At 58.2% G+C, this 19,767-nt stretch carries 20 protein-coding genes; 12 read left to right on the top strand and 8 right to left on the bottom strand.

Annotated elements, in window-relative coordinates:
• From WDB91_RS12615 to WDB91_RS12560, 12 genes are all read left to right on the top strand, one after another.
• On the top strand, positions 1-2,472 hold the full coding sequence (locus tag WDB91_RS12615) for a hypothetical protein (RefSeq protein WP_339112899.1): 2,472 nt from the start codon (positions 1-3) through the stop codon (positions 2,470-2,472).
• A complete protein-coding gene (locus WDB91_RS12610; RefSeq protein WP_339112898.1) occupies positions 2,469-3,143 on the top strand; it encodes a hypothetical protein in 675 nt (224 codons plus the stop codon). Before WDB91_RS12615 ends, WDB91_RS12610 begins: the two co-directional genes overlap by 4 nt.
• Positions 3,140-3,709, top strand: a complete 570-nt coding sequence (locus WDB91_RS12605; RefSeq protein WP_339112897.1) for a hypothetical protein — start codon at positions 3,140-3,142, stop codon at positions 3,707-3,709. The genes WDB91_RS12610 and WDB91_RS12605 overlap by 4 nt, the downstream gene beginning before the upstream one ends.
• Positions 3,697-4,092, top strand: a complete 396-nt coding sequence (locus WDB91_RS12600) for a hypothetical protein (protein ID WP_339112896.1) — start codon at positions 3,697-3,699, stop codon at positions 4,090-4,092. Before WDB91_RS12605 ends, WDB91_RS12600 begins: the two co-directional genes overlap by 13 nt.
• A complete protein-coding gene (locus tag WDB91_RS12595; protein ID WP_339112895.1) occupies positions 4,093-6,114 on the top strand; it encodes a hypothetical protein in 2,022 nt (673 codons plus the stop codon).
• Between the two features lie 63 nt (positions 6,115-6,177).
• Entirely contained in the window at positions 6,178-8,043 is a 1,866-nt protein-coding gene (locus tag WDB91_RS12590) for a sialidase family protein (RefSeq protein WP_339112894.1), read from the top strand.
• 13 nt (positions 8,044-8,056) lie between these two features.
• On the top strand, positions 8,057-8,797 hold the full coding sequence (locus WDB91_RS12585; RefSeq protein ID WP_339112893.1) for a hypothetical protein: 741 nt from the start codon (positions 8,057-8,059) through the stop codon (positions 8,795-8,797).
• An 88-nt stretch (positions 8,798-8,885) separates the two neighbouring features.
• The gene (locus WDB91_RS12580; RefSeq protein ID WP_339112892.1) at positions 8,886-9,275 is read left to right on the top strand and encodes a hypothetical protein; all 390 of its coding nucleotides are present in this window, start codon (positions 8,886-8,888) and stop codon (positions 9,273-9,275) included.
• The gene (locus tag WDB91_RS12575) at positions 9,272-9,718 is read left to right on the top strand and encodes a hypothetical protein (protein WP_339112891.1); all 447 of its coding nucleotides are present in this window, start codon (positions 9,272-9,274) and stop codon (positions 9,716-9,718) included. The genes WDB91_RS12580 and WDB91_RS12575 overlap by 4 nt, the downstream gene beginning before the upstream one ends.
• 42 nt (positions 9,719-9,760) lie before the next feature.
• Entirely contained in the window at positions 9,761-10,534 is a 774-nt protein-coding gene (locus WDB91_RS12570) for a lysozyme (RefSeq protein ID WP_339112890.1), read from the top strand.
• On the top strand, positions 10,516-10,905 hold the full coding sequence (locus WDB91_RS12565; protein WP_339112889.1) for a hypothetical protein: 390 nt from the start codon (positions 10,516-10,518) through the stop codon (positions 10,903-10,905). The genes WDB91_RS12570 and WDB91_RS12565 overlap by 19 nt, the downstream gene beginning before the upstream one ends.
• Before the next feature lie 309 nt (positions 10,906-11,214).
• Positions 11,215-11,979 carry a CatB-related O-acetyltransferase gene (locus WDB91_RS12560; RefSeq protein ID WP_339112888.1) on the top strand — a complete coding sequence of 255 codons (765 nt, stop codon included), beginning with the start codon at positions 11,215-11,217 and terminating at the stop codon, positions 11,977-11,979.
• A gap of 416 nt (positions 11,980-12,395) precedes the next feature.
• Here the strand turns inward: WDB91_RS12560 and qatD are convergent, their stop codons facing one another.
• From qatD to WDB91_RS12520, 8 genes are all read right to left on the bottom strand, one after another.
• The gene (qatD, locus tag WDB91_RS12555) at positions 12,396-13,163 is read right to left on the bottom strand and encodes a Qat anti-phage system TatD family nuclease QatD (RefSeq protein ID WP_339112887.1); all 768 of its coding nucleotides are present in this window, start codon (positions 13,161-13,163) and stop codon (positions 12,396-12,398) included.
• Positions 13,160-14,323 (bottom strand): Qat anti-phage system QueC-like protein QatC, encoded by a 1,164-nt coding sequence (qatC, locus tag WDB91_RS12550; RefSeq protein ID WP_339112886.1) that lies wholly within the window; start codon positions 14,321-14,323, stop codon positions 13,160-13,162. The genes qatD and qatC overlap by 4 nt, the downstream gene beginning before the upstream one ends.
• Positions 14,324-14,471: 148 nt before the next feature.
• Positions 14,472-14,792: a hypothetical protein gene (locus tag WDB91_RS12545; protein ID WP_339112885.1), complete on the bottom strand. Its 321-nt coding sequence runs from the start codon at positions 14,790-14,792 to the stop codon at positions 14,472-14,474.
• Positions 14,793-15,239: 447 nt separating this feature from the next.
• The gene (locus WDB91_RS12540; RefSeq protein WP_339112884.1) at positions 15,240-16,997 is read right to left on the bottom strand and encodes a P-loop NTPase fold protein; all 1,758 of its coding nucleotides are present in this window, start codon (positions 16,995-16,997) and stop codon (positions 15,240-15,242) included.
• Positions 16,998-17,701: 704 nt separating this feature from the next.
• Positions 17,702-18,742, bottom strand: a complete 1,041-nt coding sequence (locus tag WDB91_RS12535) for a tyrosine-type recombinase/integrase (protein WP_339112883.1) — start codon at positions 18,740-18,742, stop codon at positions 17,702-17,704.
• Complete coding sequence (locus WDB91_RS12530) at positions 18,739-18,939, bottom strand: hypothetical protein (RefSeq protein WP_339112882.1); 201 nt, start codon at positions 18,937-18,939, stop codon at positions 18,739-18,741. The genes WDB91_RS12535 and WDB91_RS12530 overlap by 4 nt, the downstream gene beginning before the upstream one ends.
• On the bottom strand, positions 18,940-19,158 hold the full coding sequence (locus tag WDB91_RS12525; protein ID WP_339112881.1) for a hypothetical protein: 219 nt from the start codon (positions 19,156-19,158) through the stop codon (positions 18,940-18,942).
• 125 nt (positions 19,159-19,283) lie between these two features.
• Positions 19,284-19,553, bottom strand: coding sequence for a hypothetical protein (locus WDB91_RS12520; RefSeq protein WP_339112880.1), 270 nt, complete (start codon positions 19,551-19,553; stop codon positions 19,284-19,286).
• Positions 19,554-19,767 lie beyond the last annotated feature (214 nt).

Below are 19,767 nucleotides of genomic sequence, written 5' to 3'. Positions count from 1 at the left end.
ATGGCACAAGAGCCGGATCTTATCATTTCTGCGGGGTTTTCTGACGCTCAGCTCGTCAAGGAAGCTGACCGGATCGTTGCGATGTATCGCAAGAAAGGCCAAGACGCGCAAAAAGCGTTTCAGGATGCTCAGGGCAAAGTGACTGATACGGCAGCCGCCCGGGCGCATGCGCGCGAACTTGACCGCCTGTCGAAAGCCTATGACCCGGTTTATCGTGCGGCATCCACCTACGAGAAGGAGCTGCGTCGTCTGGATCGTGCCCTTGATGTCGGTGCGATCAGTCAAGACCGATATACCGAAGAAGTCCAGCAATCAGCGGCGCAGATGCAGCGCGTGGTGGCTGCGAGCAAGCAGACCGCGACTGCGACTGCGGGTCTGTCGCAGTCCATGCGTAGCACGTCCACCGCCAGCAATGCGCTCAACGATGGCACGAAGAAAGTCGGTGGCGGAATGCGCAATCTGCGCGGGCAAGTGCAGAACACAGCGTTCCAGTTTCAGGATTTTGTTGTGCAGGTGCAGGGGGGCACTTCAGCGGTGACGGCGGCTGCACAGCAAATGCCACAGCTTTTGGGTGGCTTCGGGGCGCTTGGCGCTGTGCTGGGGCTTGTCTTCGCGATCGCCATACCTGTGGGGGCTGCATTGTTCCGCTTGGGGCGTGACAGCGAGGACGCAGCGAAGAAGTCCGAAGCATTCGACAAGGCGCTCGGAGAGGCGCGCGGCAGCATGGGGGAGTTTGCCGATGCGATCAATGTCCGTGCTGTTGGCTCTATAGACGATATGATCGAGCGGTTCGGGCGGGCCGATGAGGCAATCAAGGGTCTAATGGATCGAATGCGTGACGCCGCAAAAGAGAATGCCTTTGAAGGTTTCGGTGTTTCCGTCGATGAGGCGCTTAAGACCCTTGACGGGGCAGAAGACAGGATCGCCCAGATTTTCAGCCGCCTGACCTCTCTGCGGGATGAGCAGAACGATGCGCAAAGCCGTTTGGCAGATCTGCAATCGCGGCCCAAGATTAACGGTCGCACGGTCTTCGGTGCTCAGGAACTGACAGCAAGGCTAGATCTGCAAGATGCGCAGATCGAACTTCGGGCTCTCAATGACGAAGTCGCCAAGTTCGGCATCAGCCCGACGCAAATCGAGGGTTTCAATGCTGCTTGGCGCGCGCTCGACGGTATGCTTGACGAAGGTAACTTCACAGGGGCGGCTGATCAGCTGGAGATTATCCAAAGCACGTTGCGGGCTACGGGAAACAAAGAGCTCGTCGATGTGGCGAATATGCTCGATCAGGTCACCGAACAGCTGCGAGAAGGGGCCGCCGAGGCGGGCGAAGTTGCACGCAAGGCCGAGGATATAAGCTTTGCCGCGCAGGGCATCAGCTTTGATGGGGCTGTGCAGGGCGCGCAGACGCTTGCCGACGTTCTGGCGGAGGCGTCGCGCAACATGGCGTCGCTGGAAAGCAGCCAAGCACAGCAGTTGGCCCGCGCTCGTATTCGCCGGCAGTATGTTGGCGATAAGGTGGGCGAGGCTGGGGCACTTGCAGGGCTCGAAATGGATGAGATCATACCGGATGGAGCAACGCTTACTGATCAGCAACAGGCGGACTTCGACCGTCGGAGGGCGAAATACGTTTCAGATGCGGAGGATGAGGCGAGGCTAGATTTGGAGAGGGCGGAAGCGGAACGTGCAGCAGCTGAGGCTGCCCGCAAGTCTAAGTCTGGAATGAAGTCCGCTGAAGGCGAGGCGTCAAAGAAGCAAAAAGCGTTGTCGGGTGTCTTTGATGGCGAGCAGCTCACCGCTTTGCAGCGTCAGATCGAGCTGATCGGCAAGTCCTCAACCGAGACTGCTCGGCTGCGGGCGACTTGGGCGGCGATGGACGAGCTCAAGAAAGCTGGCATTCCGCTCAACGATGATCTGAATGCAAAGATCGCCAAGCAGGCGGATGAGGTGGCGCGACTGACGGGCCAGCTCGAGCAGGGTGAGATTTCGCAGCAGAACTTTGATGCGGCAATCGACGGTGTTGCTGGTTCCTTAGCGGGCTTGATCACAAGTGGAGAAAGTGTTCGCGACAGTCTGGCCAACATCTTCAGGTCTATTGCGAACGATATTCTGCAAAGCGGAATTAAGCAGGCGCTTTCCAGTGTCATGGATAGCAGTGGCGGCGGTGGTGTGTTCGGGAAAATCCTGACAACCGTCTTCGGTGGGTTCCGCGCCTCTGGTGGTCCGGTGTCGTCCAACAAGGCTTACGTCGTCGGTGAGAAGGGGCCGGAGATGATTGTTCCGCGATCAGCGGGGACGGTAATTCCCAATCATGCGCTGCGCTCGGGCGGTAGCAGCTCCAATATGTCAATGACGGTGGATCTTCGCGGAACCACTGGGGATGTGGCTCTTGACGCCAAGATGCGGAAGATGGGCCAGCAGGTGCTTCAACAGGTCCCTGCTTATATGAAGAACCATGACGCAAGGACAGGATGATGCGAGCAACTTGGCCGGAACTGGCAAGATGGCAGGACGTAAGCTATCCGCTGACCGGCCTGTCTCTCGATCCGCAGCAAAGTATCAATGGCGCAGAAACAGTGGTGCCAACGATGCGCGGTAAATGGACGATGACGGCGCAGGTCGTTGTCGCGGGCGAGGCGGCGCAATTGGAATGGCAGACGTTTGTTGCGCAGATGGAAGGGCGCATCGGCACTGTTTTGGTGCCGATGCGCTCCCGTTTCCGCCCCATGGACCGGAATGGCAAGTTCACGCCATTCCGGCACACAGCGCAGTTCGCTCGTTCTCAGACATTCGAGCATTGGGGGTTCGAGGCCACGCCAATATCACGGGCAACCGTGGCGTCTGACGCCGCGCTTCGGTCAACACGTCTGAGTATAACCATCACCGACACAACCGGCGTGAGACCGGGGCAGATCATCAGTATCGGCGAACGTGCCCACCGCGTTCAAGCGGCATGGTCCGAGGCCGAAGGGACGCAAAACCTTATGATCCAACCGCCCTTGCGCGAGGCAGTGGCGGCTGGTGCGGATGTCGAGCTATCGCGCCCCGTTTGCCGCATGCGCTTCGCATCGGAGGGCGAGGGCGTGATTGATGAAAACATGGCGCGCGCCCAGTCGGTGTCAGTTAATTTCGTGGAGGCCGTATGAGCCGCGCAGATCTTCTTGCCATCCCTGACGCGGATCTGCGCGAGGGGCGAGTTCAGCATGCTATTTTGGTGCATATGGACTTCCTCGACGCGCCGCGCCGCTGGTGGACCGGCTGGGGCGATATGGAGCATGACGGGTATGTCTGGCAGGGGACGGGCGATCTGATCAGCATCGTAGGTCTGGAAAGCAACTACTCGCTCAACGCCAATCAGGTGACGTTCTCGATGACCGCCACGCCTGAGATGGTGACCAACGCGCTTGAGGCTCGCGCACGGGTGCGCGGGCGGGATGTGACGGTCTCGCTCGGCCTGTTTGCCGAAGGCGCGCCGTCTCCTATGGCCTCCTTCGCGCTGTTTGCGGGGACCATGGAGCGTATGCCCTGGGCGCTGGAAGGCACGACTAACTGGACCCTCACGCTGGAATGCGAGGGGCTGTTCGCGCGCCGCAACGCGCCGCCACGCGGGCGCTGGACGGATGCCGACCAGAAGGCACGGCACTCGGGCGATAAAGGCTTCGAGCGCCTGCCGCTCTATGCCAACGGCTATGAGACCAAATGGCGCGGGTGAGGGTGGCTGATGCCCGCGATGTGCCGCGTATCGTGGATATGATCGAGGCTCTGCGCGAGGCGGTCTCTGGGCCGGTTCCGGTCGATCGTAACTGGACGATCCGCACTGTCTCTGGGCTGATCCGAGATCCTGCCGGATGCGTCTTCGTCACGGATGGCGGGTTTATCGCAGGACTGATGCAGCCCACGGTGATCAGCCCGGCACCGATCGCGAAAGAGGTCGGTTGGTGGGCTGGTGACGGCAGCGGGTTGCGGCTCCTGCGAGCCTTCGAGGCTTGGGCGCTTGAGCAGGGCGCCCAGACCATCCAGCTTTCTACGGCTCCCGAGGGGCCGGATCTTTCAAGGCTCGGCTATGGGCGGGCCGAATTGGCATGGGTTCGATAAATGGCAATCTTCTCGATAATTGCGGCTACCTCTTGGGGGGCGGCTTATGCGGCCACGACCGTGGGTGCGGCAGTGATTGCCGTGGGGCAGGCGGTCACATGGTCACTGGCGTCGTCTCTCCTGATGCGGTCGAATACCTCGCGACAGACCGTGCAGGCCACGATCCAGCAGACCGACCAGCCGCGTGTGCGCGCCTATGGCCGCAACCTGCTGGGCGGCGTGAAGGCCTTTTACGAGTCGCATGATGATAGGCTTTATCAGATCGTTGTGGCGCATCATGGGCCTATTGATGCTGCGGTGAATGTCTGGTGGGACGGCGCTCCGAACTCGCTGGCCTCCGCCGAAGGCAATCACCTATATCTGCGCCGCTACCAAATCTTCGAGTGGCGCGACGGGTCCAGCGCGGGTGGGGATTATGCGGATGTCTTGAGCAACTTCTCGGCTCTCTGGACAGCAGATCATGCATTGGAAGGTCAGGCCACATTCCTCACCGTCTTTGGTGATCCCTCGGATGAGAACTTTCCGAAGGTATTTCCCAAGGGCGCGCAGACCGTCGTGCAGATGGAAGTGCGCGCCAGCCAAGTCGCGGATCTGACCGGCACCATGGTCTATTCGGAAAACCCCGGGCTGATCCTGCGGGACTTCTTCACGCATGCGGATGGTTGGGCGCTGCCTGCGTCCAGATTGGATGATGATAGCTTCGGAACATTTTCGGCAATCTGTGCCTTCTCCATAGCGCTCGCCAATGGCGGGGAAGAGCCTCGCTATTCGCTCTGCGGCTATTACACGCTGGAAGAGCCGTTGAAGAATGTGGCTGCGCGGTTCCTCGCGGTTTGCGATGGCCAGCCGTATATGACGCCCGAGGGCAAGCTCGGCATTTGCGGCGGGGTCTGGTCCGAGCCGGATGTGACGATCACGGCAGAGGATATTCTCGCGATCCAGATGCAAGACGGCATCGATCCCATGACTGCCTATAACGTTTTGCAGGGATCGTTTGTCAGCCCGGCACATGCCTATCAGAGCATCGACGTTGCCGAGCTGCGCGATGAGAATGCGCTTGTCACAGAAGAGCAGCGGACGGACCGGCTCGATCTGGAAGCCTGCCCGTCAGGCACTCAGCTTCAGCGCCTTATGAGCATCAAGATGGCGCAGGATCGCTGTGATTGGAAGGGGACGATCACGACAAACCTTGTCGGGCTCAAGGCGCGGTTTCCAAAAGGGGATGGAGCGCATACGATCCGCATCTATGCGCCGGATCTCGGGATTGATCGCACGTTTAAGGTTACGTCGCATTCGTTTGATCTCGTGAGTGCAACTTGCTCCATCGGTGTGGAAACGCTCGATGCCAGTGCCTATGCATGGGACCCTGCAACGGATGAGCGGGCGCTGCCGCTGACCTATGCCGCCATCGGCACCCCGAGCCACACGCAGCCTGCGCCACAAAACCCTGTCCTTACGCAAACGCGTGTGCAGGTGAGCGGCGACACGCAAGCTGTGAAGCTCAATGTCTCGGTGGATGATCCGGGCAAGGACAGCCTCACGTTCCAAGCGCAGATCGCTGTCGGCTACTGGGAGGATCCGGAGGCCGACACCACTTGGGTAGACATGAGCGCAGGTCTTATCAGCGCGATCTCCGGTGTGCTGGAGGATGGGCAGACCTATACGGTCCGCATGCGCTGGAAAGGCCGTAGTGACTGGGTAGTCGCTGGTTCGGTTCAGGTTAGTGCAAATCCGGATGAGCCGGACCCGCCGACCGACTTCTCGGCACTAGCGACGGGGAGTGCGGTAGCGCTTGATTGGCGCAACGCATCCGAGGATTTCTACCGGACGCAGATCTGGCGTGGCGCTTCGACTGATTTTGCCTCGGCTGTCTTTGTGGCCAATGTCGCTGGCGTGGCCGGCCAGGTCAGCGACTTCACCGACGAGCCTGGCATTGGGATGTGGTCCTATTTCGCCGTAACGATCAACGGCTCTGCTGTCCCGTCCGATCCGGTGGGGCCGCAAACTATCACCATCAGCTGAACCTGACAGGTCATGACCTGCCTTGGCCTCGCCTCGAGCGAGGCCTTTTTATTTGGAGGCCCTATGGCAATTCTTGATGACATAAACGCGGCGCTGCGCGACTTTAATCGCTATACAGGCGACGGGCTACCGAACGAGCCTGTGGGCGCACCGCTTCCAGTGGGCGATGCGACGAGCGGCCGTTATCAGATCCAGCTAGCGCCGTTCCGCGCTGCGCTTGTCGCCATCCTGCAAACGATGGGCGATGAGGACGCACTGCAGGACATTCTTGCACAGGTTACTGCTGCAAAAGACCGCGCCAATCACACCGGCACGCAGTCGGCCGACACGATCACGAATGGCGTCACAAATGCCGCAATGACGCTGCTTGAGCGCTTTACTCTGGCAATGCTGGCGTCGGTGGTTAGCGATGACACCGATGGCCTTGTGCGTGATGCCTACGGCGTCCTCGGCATCACTCGCGACGCCGAAGGCTTTAGCATCGGCGGGGTGCATCTCTCGAGCTCGGCGTTCGAGGATGTCTGGTTCGGTCTGAGGGACAAGCTCGGGAATATCGGCGTGTCGTTCGGCCCCGATGGCCTGAAAATTGGCGGTGTGAAGATCTCTGGGTCGGCGTTCGAGGACGATACCCCATTTGCCGATAAGCGTGGCGTTCCGATGTTCTCTCGCGATCCGAAATCGCGGTCGGGCTATGTCGGAGCGGCGTTGGATGAGGTTTACGATCCGCTCCCCCCTGCGCTTCATCGCGCTAGCCAGAAGGTCTTCGCTACAGGAGGATATTTGCGGTCGCGCGGGTATGAGCCGCCATCCAGTCCATCTCAGTTCATTCGTAATGGCGGCGTCGTCATAAAAGACACATCAGACCCAGATTATATGCAGCGGAACGCGGCGCTAAGCCCACAGATTGCCGTTATAGGGAGTCGCATCTTTGTAAGTTTTACAGGCCTTTGGGCACCATCGAATACAAATCCATTGGGAGAGCAAGCAGGATCCTTCGTGGTTCTCATGTATACTGACGACGGAGGCATAACTTTCAAGGACGCAGCTTATATCGCGCCGGATCCTGTGAACGCGGATGGCCGCTGTACCGAGCCTACGATGGATGTAGTCGATGATCGGCTGTACATTCGCTATCTTCACCACACCGCAAAGTTCGGCGGTGAGGAAGGGATATATGATCGGCAGGATTGCACTTGGAGCGTTTGCCTTACCAACCCTCTAGCGCTGCAATCGCAATTTGTTTTCACAAAGCCCAAGTTCGTCGCACTCGGAATGCCATATGGATCTTTCAGTTGGGGCGGACACACTCACGCTGTTCATACTTATGGCACCGGTGGCTTCGGGACGGCAGTACCCTTTGCTGAGCAAATCGGTCGCTTGATTTATCGTTTCCACAAAGAGCACCACGAATGGGAGGGCGTCCTAGCTCTTCCCTTGGAGGATAGCGCGCTATGGAGCTTCCCGGAGCCCTGCGTGATCGAGACGGATGGAGGTGGGTTGTACACAATCTGCCGGACAAGCGAGGAATATTATGAGGCGCGGTATGACCCAGACGATGAAACATGGTCCGAGCCTGTCGCTTTTACCGCGCTCGGAGAGACCCCCAGTAGCCGCATAGATCTAGTGCGACTGCCCTCGGGCCGAGTAGCGATGTTGATGAACCTTAGCGCTGAGCGAGATCATACAAGCCTCTGCTTGTCTGAAGACGATTGCCAGACATGGTCGTACACCGTTCTCTTGGAGGAAGGGCCTTCTTCAAGCCCCGGCATTGTTGGCACAGAAGACGGAAAGATCCATGTCGTTACCGATCTGCGCGGATCCGGCAATCACGGCATCAAGTACTTCTGTATTGATGAACAATCTGTAATCGACGGTAGCCCCGAGATCACCTCGAACACTGTCTACACCGCAGTTGAATACACGGCCTAAGGAGGGTCGAGACATGACGACTATCACGGATAATGGCGCGGATTATGCCGCGTATGCGGCCATCATGGATGTTCCGTTGATCGAAAACTGTTTGAGCTGGGGGTTCGGCGGGCGTTCGCTTTTGCAATCGCGCAGAAACCACGCATCAGGTGGGCTTAACCTTCAGGGTACGGATGCAGTACCGCTGATCGCTGAAAACTATGTGCGTGGAGGTACTGGGGTCAACGCTGGTGGGATCAATTTAGTTGCTGAGACGAGTGAGATCACCGTCTTTGCTGTGGCGCGATCGCAAAACTACGGTACAAATACCGTATCTTCCTATATCGGCAACAAGAACACTACGGGGCAGAGTGGCCTGTTGCTTGGAACTGGTGCTTCTGGTGCAAGCTTGCAAGCCTATTTCAGCGAGTCAGGTACCCCCGCGCTGCGCGGCTTGACGATCGCTAATACGGATAATTCCTATCATGCTTCGTGGAAGTGCCTCGTTGGACAGTTTTCCGCGAGCGGTCGTCTGATTGCAGACATGACCCACGGCTTTCGCTCTCCGGAAGAGGGAGAGGCATCTCTCACTGGAACACGTATTCTTGGTACGGGGGTTTTGAAAGCCGGCGCCGACTACAGCAATGTCGCCACGACCTCCGGAGATGTTGCTGCATGGGCTGTTTTCAACAAATGGGCGTCCGATGATGAACGTGACTTTGTGTATCGCGTTCTCCGCGGCATCTGTCGTCGTCGAGGCATCCTCGGGGTTTAATCGGCGCCGGATACCACTGAATTGCAACCCGCCCTGGAGGCGGGCTTTTTTATGAGCATGAGGCGCATTGCGCAGGAAGGCGGGCAAGATGCCTGAGAAAGACCCGAGCCTGTGGGAGAACGTCGGGCTCTATATCTCCCTGATCATCACATGGGGCACGGGCGCGGCGGGGCAGATCTATGTCTCTGGCGGCGTCGGTGGCGCCGTGCGCTGGATCATGGAGATCAAGGGCAGGAGCCCGATCAGCTTCCTGCGCATCCTGATCGATGGCGTGACGGCGGTCATCACGGGCGCGATCTTCGCCCGCTATTTGGGGCCTGTCATTGCCAAGTGGCTCTCTGGTGTCGGGATGTGGCCGGATGCCGGGGACGCCACCACGGCGGGGTTTCTGGCGGGCGTGGGCGGCATGTCCGTCGCCAAGGTCGTGATCGCGATGATCGATGCGCAAAGTTCAAAGTTCACGGGTAGCAAGAAATGATCAACGCAATGTGGCGGCAGCTCGCGCGAGAGCGCCAGATATGGCTCCGGCTGGTCCTCGGTTGGCTATTCATCACAACGGTCCCGCCTGTGGTGGAAAGCGCCTTCTGGCCGGTCTCGGGGCCCCTGCATATCACGGAGGTTACCGAGACGCCGGAAGGGGTGCGGATCAAGGGCTGGGCGGAGCGATACCGCGATGATTGCGATTTCCTCGCGCCCGAGTGGTGGCTTGGGGAGAGGAATGGTCGCGCGGTTCGCGTGGTGGCGCGATTCGATGACAAGCCACAGATCCGAGGCAAGGGCCGCATGGAGTTCGAGGCGCTGGTGGTTGGGCTAACCAAGGATCAGCTGGACGACAGCTATTCCGATGTGCGCCACGCCTGTCACGGGCGGAATGGCGATCGGGCCTTCCTCTGGGCCACACGATCCAAGTTCTGGAACTGACACGCCCCGCCATCGAGCGGGGCTTTTTCATGGAGAAATGGAATGAAGCTTATCCCTGACGCATGGCGCGTCGTCATCCTCGCCTATTCTTTCTGGTTCAACGTCCTCGGGTTGCTAGTGCTGATTGCGCCCGAGATCCTTTTCGCCTTCACGGGCATCGATATGGACCCCGTGCTGCGCTGGTGCCTCGTCGTCGGCCTGCTGATCGCGGGGCTTGCCGGTCGGCTGGTGCGGCAAACCTCCCGCGCGTGGGTCCAGTGGCTGCGAATGCTAGCTGTCCTGCTGATCATCATTCTGGCGTCCCTCGGTGTCGCGCGGGCTGATGTGCCCGACCGTGGCCCGCTGGTGGCCGGCGCTGCCGTCAGCGAGGCGCAGATCATGGCCGTGGCCTTGCCGCATATCGAGCAATGGGAGGGCATGCGGTTGAAGGCTTATCTTGATATCGTGGGTGTGCCGACGATCTGCGCAGGCACCACGCGCGGCGTTCATATCGGCATGACCAAGACGCGGGCGCAGTGCGTCGCAATCATGCAGGCCGAGGCGCTGGAATACTGGCGCGGTGTGTCTCGTTATCTGACCAAGGCAACGCTCAAGAATCGGATCACGGCCAGCCGCGGCGCCGCGTGGTCCAGCTTCGCGATCAACGTCGGGATCTCCAGCGCGGGCCGTAGCACGGCCACACGTCGCCTGAATGCTGGGAACGTCACGGGTGCATGTGAGGCGCTGACCTGGTGGAACAAGGCGGGCGGGCGCGTGATCCTCGGGTTGGTCAACCGTCGCAGCGCGGAGCGTGGGCTATGTCTCTCAGCGGCCTGATCCTTCCGGTGTGGTTCAAGGCGAGCGTAATCGCGGCAGTGCTTGCAATCGCGTTTGGTGCGGGCTGGATCGGGCAGGGGTGGCGGTTGACTGCCCAGTTGGCAGCCAAACAGGCCGCATGGGACGCGGAGAGAGCTGCAGCCCTGCTGGCAGAGCGTCAGCGCACCGCCGAAGCAATCCAGAAGGTCAATGCCGCCAACGCGGCGCTGGCCGAGGCGGAACGCGCCCTGACGATCGCGCAGGGTGAACGCGACATAGCCCAACGGAGGCTTATCGATGAAATTGAAGCTGACCCTGATCTTGGCGGCCCCGGTATTCCTGCTGACCGCCTGCAGTCAATCCGCGACCACTGGGCCGGTGATGGCCGATGAAGCACCGCGCCCGCAGGTGGTCTTGCCCAATGCTGCCCGCATTTCGTGCGCGTCTCCGGCGTCCCTTCTCTCGACAGGCGGGACGGTGGCAGATGACGCGGTGAGCATCACGCGCCTTGGAGATGAGCTGATCGCCTGTGATGGGCGGCGGCGCGTGGCGGTCGAGGCGTTTATACAGGCCGTTGGCTCGATGCGTACAAATTAACACTATTCCGCTCTATGGATGTTTCATAACGAATAGCTTGTTTCATTTACGTTGTTCGCTTGCTAGGAATGATTATCCTTTATTCCCAACGTTGCAGTGTCACCATGGTCACTTATCCTTTTAGATTTCAGTACTCTGAGAAAGTCGAAGACTTCTTCATCCGTAATAACATTTTCCTGAGTATGCCGGAGAATATCAAAGGGGTGTATAAATTTGGCGAGCAACTCGTGCTGCAACGTCCCGTCATGATAGAGCCATATTCAGTGATGGCAAAGAAGACCTTCTCATCACTCGGCTCATTTTCTTTTACTCAGTCTGGTCTGAGTATGCCGCATTCGGTAGGTCGTTACTGCTCGATTTCATTTAATGTCAAGCTGATGAGGGGCGATCATCCGCTTCATCACATCAGCACTCATCTGTTCACATATCGGAAATATTACGAAAAGCACCTGCTTCGTGATTTTCAAAGTGCTCCGGCCACGGTGCCCGCGAGAGAGGTGCGAGGCCCTGTAAAAGTAGGAAATGACGTATGGATTGGGCAGGATGTTTTAATACGTAATGGCATCACAATCGGAGATGGTGCTGTTGTAGCTGCGGGCTCTGTTGTCGTTAAGGATGTTCCGCCTTATGCAATTGTCGGAGGAAACCCTGCAAAAGTCATCCGTTATCGTTTCGACGAAGATTTGATTGAGATTCTGTCAAAGCTGAAATGGTGGGAATATCATTGCAAGGACTTTTCAGGTTTGCCGGTAGATGATCCTCGGGCATTTGCCGAGGGTCTCATGGAGCGCATAGAGCGCAATGAAATCTCGAAATATCCAAGTCAGCGGTTGGATCTGGCTGCTGAAATTGAGAAAGTTTCGATCTAGTCGACATAGCTGATACAAGCCGCTGTCGCATTTGCACAGACCTCAGTGCCCGACGCCATTGCCAAGCTCGGGCTGTCCGATGCTGTGCTGGCGGATCTGGCCGAGTCCAAGGTTTCGACGCTGGCCGGTCTGGTGAAGTGATCCGGTAACGAAGAAGGGGAGCCGGTTGGCTCCCCTTTCAGCGTATGGCGGATATCGGTGCGGTTTCGGTGCGGTTATTAGCCATCTGAACCCTGCCGAACCCTGAACGAAATAAGGCGTAAACCAAGAACGAGCCGCGAACAAAGCCGCACGCGCTGCCCTCCGAAGGCAGAGGCCTATCTTACCCAACCGACTTTTCTGTAATGGGCGGATTCCGGGCCTGCTCCCTTGCAGCTGGCGCTCACTTCAAAGGCATGGGGCAGATTGACCGCAGCCTACACCAGATGCGAACGCTGGAGAGCTCTAGCCGTATTTCCATGCTCGGCCATCGTCCTTAGATTAACTGCGAGGGTCTTCTGGGCATCTACCGGCGTGCATTTCCAATGCTTTGCCAGCTCCGCAACTGCAGACGACAAGGCAGCATGAGGATATGCATCACCCTTGGTCGATGCAAAGGGGGCATCCGTCTCCGTTAGAATGCGCTCTCTGGGTATCTTGGCCAGCAGCGATCCGGCCCGCTTGCTACGCAGCATCGGCAGGCCGACCGAGAACCAGGCCCCCATCCCGACGGCGCGTTCGGCGTCACGGATTGAACCTGTAAACCAGTGCAAGACTGGTGTTCCACACCCCGGGTGTTGCTTCAAAGCTTCCAGTACCTCGCCGCTCGCATGCCTACTGTGAATGGATAGGATCTTGCCGCCCGCGTCAGAGCAAGAACGCAACAGTCTGTTGAAGACTTCCTTCTGGAGAACAATGTGCCGAGCGAATTCATTTCCACCGTCAAGCCCGATCTCTCCAACGTAGCGGGTCTCCGAGACCAGGCGACAAAAAAGGTCGACCTCCTGATGTCGTTCATGAGCGAGTTGTGGGTGAAGGCCGAGCGCGGTCCGAATTCTGGATGCCTTGGCCGGAAGGCGAGCCGTCTTAGCGAATGCCTTTGGGGTGGTTGTTACCGAGAGCATATAGATCCTTGCCGCCTCGACTTGCGACGTGACCGCTTGCGGTCGAGGAAACAGATCGAGATGGCAGTGAAAATCGATCACCCCTTTATTCCTTTGCTTCTTAGGTAGTCGCGGATCTCTACAAGACCCCTCTCGTGAACACCGAACCAACCGTCCCTTTCGGCGACGCTGATCGGCAGTGGGCCGCTTGCAATTGCCCGTGTTCGCAGGTTTTCTGCCCGATCACGGCTCGCCAGAAGCACTGCCAGAAGGTCATCGCGGATTTCCGGATCTCGCCACGCGCCACCAACATCATAGCGATAAGAGGTTAAATCGTCGATACCGGCTCGGAAGAAGGCAGCCCGTCGGATCAGGCAGGGCACGCAATAGCCGCACTGCGTGTTCTTCCGCTTCCATTTTCCACAGGAGACGGTCTTCGAAAAGACTTCTGTCGGTCGTCCAGCGCGCGCCGCTTCATCCATCATCTCGCCCTTGGTCTGATGGCGAAACTCATTAACCAGCCGTATCGGCAGACCTACAGAGGCCAGGATGTTTTGGACGAGGCTGAGGAAATGCGGATGGGTGGTCCTTGTACTGTGCGATCCGACACGCCGGCGCGTAAGGGGCGCATTGAGGGCAATGAAGCCATTCTCCGGAACGAACAGCTCTACCTCGCCTTGTGAGGCTCCGCGCTTGGACGCCAGTGCACTAGCGACCGCCGCGCCATAGGCCAAGAAGCCGATACTGCGAGTCCTCATGCTGGTATCGTTCGGGCCGCCGCCTGTATTCGCGGGATTTGCATTTGCCTCAAACCACGGTAGTGATTTACCCAGAAGCGGCGCGAGAGCCTTCTGGTAGCTCTTGTCGCCACGATAAGAATGGCTGACGAGAACAGGGGTTCGTCCGACCGCGACGAGCTTACTGACACCGAGGAAGCTATCGAGCCCCCCAGAAAAAAGCGAAACGCAGTCTGCTGGACCGATCCCAACTGTCTTGCGTTTTCGCAATATCGCGGCTCGGTTTGGTGGACGAGGGCCTCCGGATCGAACGGAAACGCTCCATTGATCGCCACTGAGAAAGTCGAGTGCCCGCTTCAGTGTTGGTAGAACTGGGTTCCAAATCGCTGGTTGAGCAAGGGGGATATCGAGCGCTATTTCCCGGGACCAACCATTCGCTGCCCAACGACTGCGTTCAATAAAGGTATCCGCAGAGATGACCGCCATGGCGATGGTAAGAAAGTCAAACGCACGTTCGTCAACCATGACACCGAGTCCAGCAATCGCAGATGGAAGTTGGTTGCCGACCGATCCCGTCCCTTGGCGCATCGGCCTTGGCCCGTAAAGGACGACATCAATCCGACCATCTTGCGTGACCGCAGGCAGAGTGCTCTCATCGATGTGGAATACCAGCCTATTCACCGTATGCCTCCCAAGTTGCCCAGACTTCGTTGATTGTCTCTCGCATAAGCTGTCTGACGTCCGCTTGAACGATATTCCCTTTCCCTTCGAGCCTTGGACCGAGATTGACCTCAACAACAGCCCTGATGGTCTCAAGTAGCGCTCCCTCTGCCTCCGGAGTGCTCGTTACCGTTCCCGATGCCCAAGAGCCGCCGACTTCTTCAACGATTTCCTGAAACACGGACTGTGAAAGATACTCTCCGAGGATTCGTTGAATCGTCTCGTCGTCCAACTGGGCGGGGTCGAACTCCTTCTCGCCGAGCACCTCGATCATCGCCTGATCGATAGACGCCCGGATTCGATCCGCGTCACCGTTGGCGGGCGCCAATGCTGCGCTCAGCCTTTGACAGACAACGTCCAGCGGTTGCCCTGTGAGCGATGCCTGCGACAGTCCGCGGCTATCAGCAAAAGTGCCGTCCCCGCCTAGAGAGGAGAGGACGGAGTAAAGATCTCCGCCTGTGTTATATACACTTCCGAACCTTCGAGGGCCGACCGACCTTCCGCCCGTGGCGGTGCGCGCATAGTAACCTAACGAGCGCTGTAGGTCGTGCGGATCTCTTGTTCGAAGGTATTTCCCGAAGCTTCGACGAAATGCCTGAAACCGTTTGGGTTCGGCCTGCGGAACCGGCTTTCCGGGCTCGTCGTCTGCCCAAGGAGGCACCAGTGGCTGATCCCGACCTGACCCTTTTGAGGATGCTGACGTACCCATTCCTTATTCCCCTTACCTTTTTTCTTTCATGAGGCTCGCCATCCATGGTGGAACCTTGGGAAGAACGTCAACAAATCGAACCAACCGCGCGTGAGCCTCTTCGGAGGACTGCGCAAGAAGAACGGCGCCGCGGAAATCTGCGCGGATTTTCGACCAGTCGAGATCCCGTTTCATAGAGGTGCAAAGCTCGTCCATGAGATCTCCCATCTCTGCCTCTGCAACTGTCGCAATAGCGTCCTTAGAAGTTTTCGAATTTATGGTGGCGGTTTTTCGGAGTATTTCGAGTGCCGCCGCGGCCGCCGGGCTCAGTCCCACCGAGACAGATTGAATAGGCAGGGTTTCACGAGAAAGATAGAAGACTGCGCGAAGATCTACTCCGCCGAGAGGAGGTTCAAGGCGAAGCCAGTCCTGAATGAAAGCTTTGTGCTTCTGCCACTCCTTCGGGATCTCGTTTTCAAAAGCCTGATCGTCTTCTTGCGGAATGGACTCGAGCCGTGTGAGAAGTTCAACTTTACCTTTTTCTGCTTCATTAACCAGTCGACCGAATGAGCGGATTGCCTCGCCATCCGTACAGCGCTCGAACAAAGCCAGTTTGGCGATCAGGCTTTCATCAAATGGCATCTTCCTTCGACGCGCGACTGCAGCCCGCATGCGAATGACGTTGAGAAGACGTTTTACAATTCGAGGGTTGCCTTGCACGCGCTCAGCGTAAGCCAGTTGGTTGGCCACAAGGTCCATCGTATCAAGATTACCCCGAACCGCATGGCTGGATGAAATCTTCAGTATCGCCGCTACCTCCTCTACAGTAATCGGCGGTTCGTCGGACCAGCTTCGCCGTAGTTTGTCGATGAGCGTGAGGCGAAGCTCCTCCACATCGTGTCCATCAAGATCACCCTGTGAAGCGGCAAGCATGAACAGATACGCTCGGACCTCCTGAAGCCCGAGCTTCGGCACGCGAACTGGTACGTTGATTAGTTTGTCCAGATAGTCCGAGACGTGCCTGTCGCCTGGTCCTGAGAAGTGTTTTGCGACTGAATGCCTGATCATGTCCTCGTCGGCCGCAACGATGAAGGCAGTTTTTGGCAAGAACAGGAACAGCCGCATTGCCTCAAGGGTCGCAATTGTATTGGGGGGCAGGCATCGGTCAAGGTTGTCGACGAAGACTACAAGCCGTCGGTCTATCGCGTTCAGAAGACTAGAAAATTCGGCCCTGAAAGCATCGATTTCTTCCGGGGGATTTTGTGTTTCTTTCTCCCGAAGCAAGCCGCCAAGCCGTTCTTCCCCGTCCTTGATCCCCTTGCGGACCTCGCCGACATCCTCGACATCGCCCTCACCACGAACGATGTTACTAAGCGCTCCCAAGCCCTTGGTAATTCCCCCGAAGGTCGGAATGCCCATTGCCAACGCCCCCATGTCCATGGCAATTCCCATAACCTTCAGCTTGTTCACTCTGCGATAAAAACTGGCGGCAATTTCCTTCTTGTCTTTAGGGGCTGCCGCATAGAGGCTCTTCGCGATCACAGTCATCAGAGCAGACTTGGCCTCGTCGAAGTCCTGGTAGAGCCAAGCATCAAAGTCGACAACAACATACCGATCGTCCGACAGTTCCTGAGAGATAAGGCGCAATATGCTGGACTTACCAACACCCCAAGACCCGTAGACGCCGATGGAGGTTGGCAGCATTGAATCGTCGGCTAAAATTTCGGCGATCATTTCCGAAACTTCCGAGTAATTCAGATAATCGATGCGGCTCTCGCTGTCAGACCACATAGGTGAACACTCCCGACAAACGCCGGACCCCCTTAATAAATAGAATGATACGATATGCGGTGCGGGTCTTCTGCGAGAACGGCTGCCAATCGTACAATAATCTCAATTTGAGCTGACAAATATGCGCGTGTAAAGCCCGCATCTCGCAACTCATTGGAGATGCAGATGGCCTCGCACAGGAAACTGTTGGCCGCCACAATTAGAACAAGGGAGCAGAATCTCCATTCCGTTCGTAGTCTCCACCAGACCATATTTCGGATCTGATAGCAGCTCGCTTACTAAGGCGTAGTGATGGGCTGCGTTTGGGGCAATGTCTGGATCGACGGGCAGCAGCGCAGCATCTTTAACGCCGGGTGGGTGTCAGCAAAGGGCGGATAGCGCGTGCACTATCTCAACCTCTTTTAGCTACAAATGTTTCCGCTCGCAGCTGCAGAAGAATGCTTCTATGGAACTGCGTTATTAGCTAAATACTGGCGGAATGTTGCTCGCACATTTCACGTTATGTTCGGTATACGTTTAGTAGGTATCTCAATCGACTATTGAATAAAATCAATATCTTGATAATGGATTCAAAATCCGCTTCCGAGAGGAGTGCCGGTTCAAGTCCGGCCGCCCGTACCAATCTGAAATTCAATGAAAAACAGGTTGGTTTGCAATAGGGTCGAGCACCTCGCTCCCCACCGTTCCCAATCCGGTTCCCACTTTCATGTTCTGTCCCTGTTCTGTTCCGCAAGCTTGTGGGCCGCTTTCGACAGGCGTTTCCGGCTGGCTTTCTTGCGGTAATAGGCCACCATCTGCGGCGACTGGTTGGTAATGGCCTGGATCTGCGCATCGGTGCAGCCGGCCTCGGCCAGCCGGACGATCGACAGCTTGCGCAGCCCGTGCAGGGTGAAGGGTTTCGCCTCGTCTCCGAGCGTCGCGCGCCAGGCGCTGAAGGCTTTCTCGGCCGCGCTGTAGCTGATCGCCTGGCTCATGTTCTTCGGGACCAGATGGCGCCCTCGAATCGGCAATGCCTCGACATAGCTGCGCAGCCCGTCGGGACAGTAGACCTGATAGGCCTCGTCGCCTTTCTCGTCGGTCACCGTCATGATGTCCCCCTCGAACTGGTCGCGGCGCATCGCGATGGCGGCGCTCGGCCTTTGCCCCGTGCCGAGGATCAGCTCGATGATCGTGCGGACATTCTCCGGCGCGGCTCTGGCCTTTTCGACCATCCATTCCGGCCACGGTTCGAACTCGCGCTGCTTGCCGAATAGGTCGATGCCCTCCGCCGGATTTCTGACATTCCAGTCAAGCTGCTTCGCGGCGAAGTTGAACAGGATCCGCACGATCTGGACGAACCAGTCGGCCTGCCGCGGCGTGTCCTTCAGCTTCTGCTGCATCGCCCGCACGGTGGCGCGGTCCATGTCCCGCACATCCTTGTCGGCATTCTTGGCAAGGATCTTCTCGAGCCAGATATTGTAGGATTGCTTCGTGCGCGGGGCGAGCTTGCGGAATTTCGGGCTCGACCTGTATTCGGTGATCAGGACCCGCCAGCTCGTCTTGACGAGCTGCCGCCTGACCTTCGGGGATTTTCCCGACCGGATGGACCAGTATTCGACCATGAATTCCGGCGTATTGGGATCGGCTGTGATCTCGATATAGCGCTCGCGGCGCTTGCCGCCCTCGAGCCAGGTGGTGCGGTAGAACAGCCGCTCCTTACCCCTGATTTTCTTTGCGGTGAGATATGGCAGGTCGGGCTTCTTCATAGGTCGAATTCGTCTTTCGGCTTGGTATTGTCGCCGCGCAGAACGGCGGCCAATGACTCTCGATCCCAGCGGCCGAGCGGTCCGGGGGCGGGCAGCGCGCCGCGCGCGACGAGCGCATTGAATTCGGAGGTCTTCATGTCGCAGAAGCGGGCGGCGGTGGCATTGCGCATGAAGGCGGGAAAGTCGGGTTTGCCCATCTATTCCGCTCCCCAATAGCGCATGTCTTCGACCGCGCAGGCCTCGGGGCCCTCCTGTCGGGCAAGCGGGTCGTTGAAATAGCCCGTGGCGGCTTCCTTGCAGTAAGCGGCCACCGTGCTGCCATCCTCGAATGTCTCGAACCCTGCAAGCTTGATCGCAGCGATCGTGAACCGGCGCGTGAACTCTTCGAGGCTGATGTCTTCCGAATGTTCGGTCATGCGTCAATTCCACTGATGGGGTCGATCGTAAGGACGGCTGAGAGCGCAGAGCAAGCGCTGGATGCAAAGGTCATGGTGTCTTCTCGCAGGATATACGGCTCGGGGCAGAGGCGGGTGCTGAAAGATCAGAATGAGGGCGTTTTCTTTGGCGCGCCGAGGCTGAGGGCCGCGCGGGCCGCGGGGCTATGGCCGGCACAGATGTTTCCGGCGCATACACCCACATGCGGGCAGAGTTCCTCCATCGTCAGGCCGTGCTCGCGGGCAATCGCGCGCAAAGCGCCGATCCTGTCCTGATCGGAGGGGCAGCCCATAAGGTAGACGCTCCGGTTGCGGTTGATCTGCTCGTGATAGTCATCTGCCGCCGCCGCGAGCTTGCGTCTGGTGGATGCGGTCATCGCGTTTCCTTTCATGATGGTCGGCGGACGCGGCAGGCCTCCGAACTGGTTGCCGCGTCCGCCTGTCCGGCGCGCGTGGGACACGCCGAATTCCTGAGTTTGGGGCAGGGCCCGATAGGCGCTGGCCGAAGCTCGGGATCTTGGGGCGGCGCTGGTGGGTATTGGGCGCCGCCCCGTATCTGGCCCCGGGAGGAAAGGGGGTGGGGCCGGATGC

The sequence above is a fragment of the Thioclava sp. GXIMD2076 genome (assembly GCF_037949795.1).
Lineage (GTDB): Bacteria > Pseudomonadota > Alphaproteobacteria > Rhodobacterales > Rhodobacteraceae > Thioclava > Thioclava kandeliae.
The sequence above is the reverse complement of the archived record's forward strand: the minus strand, read 5'-3'. Positions and strand labels throughout refer to the sequence as shown.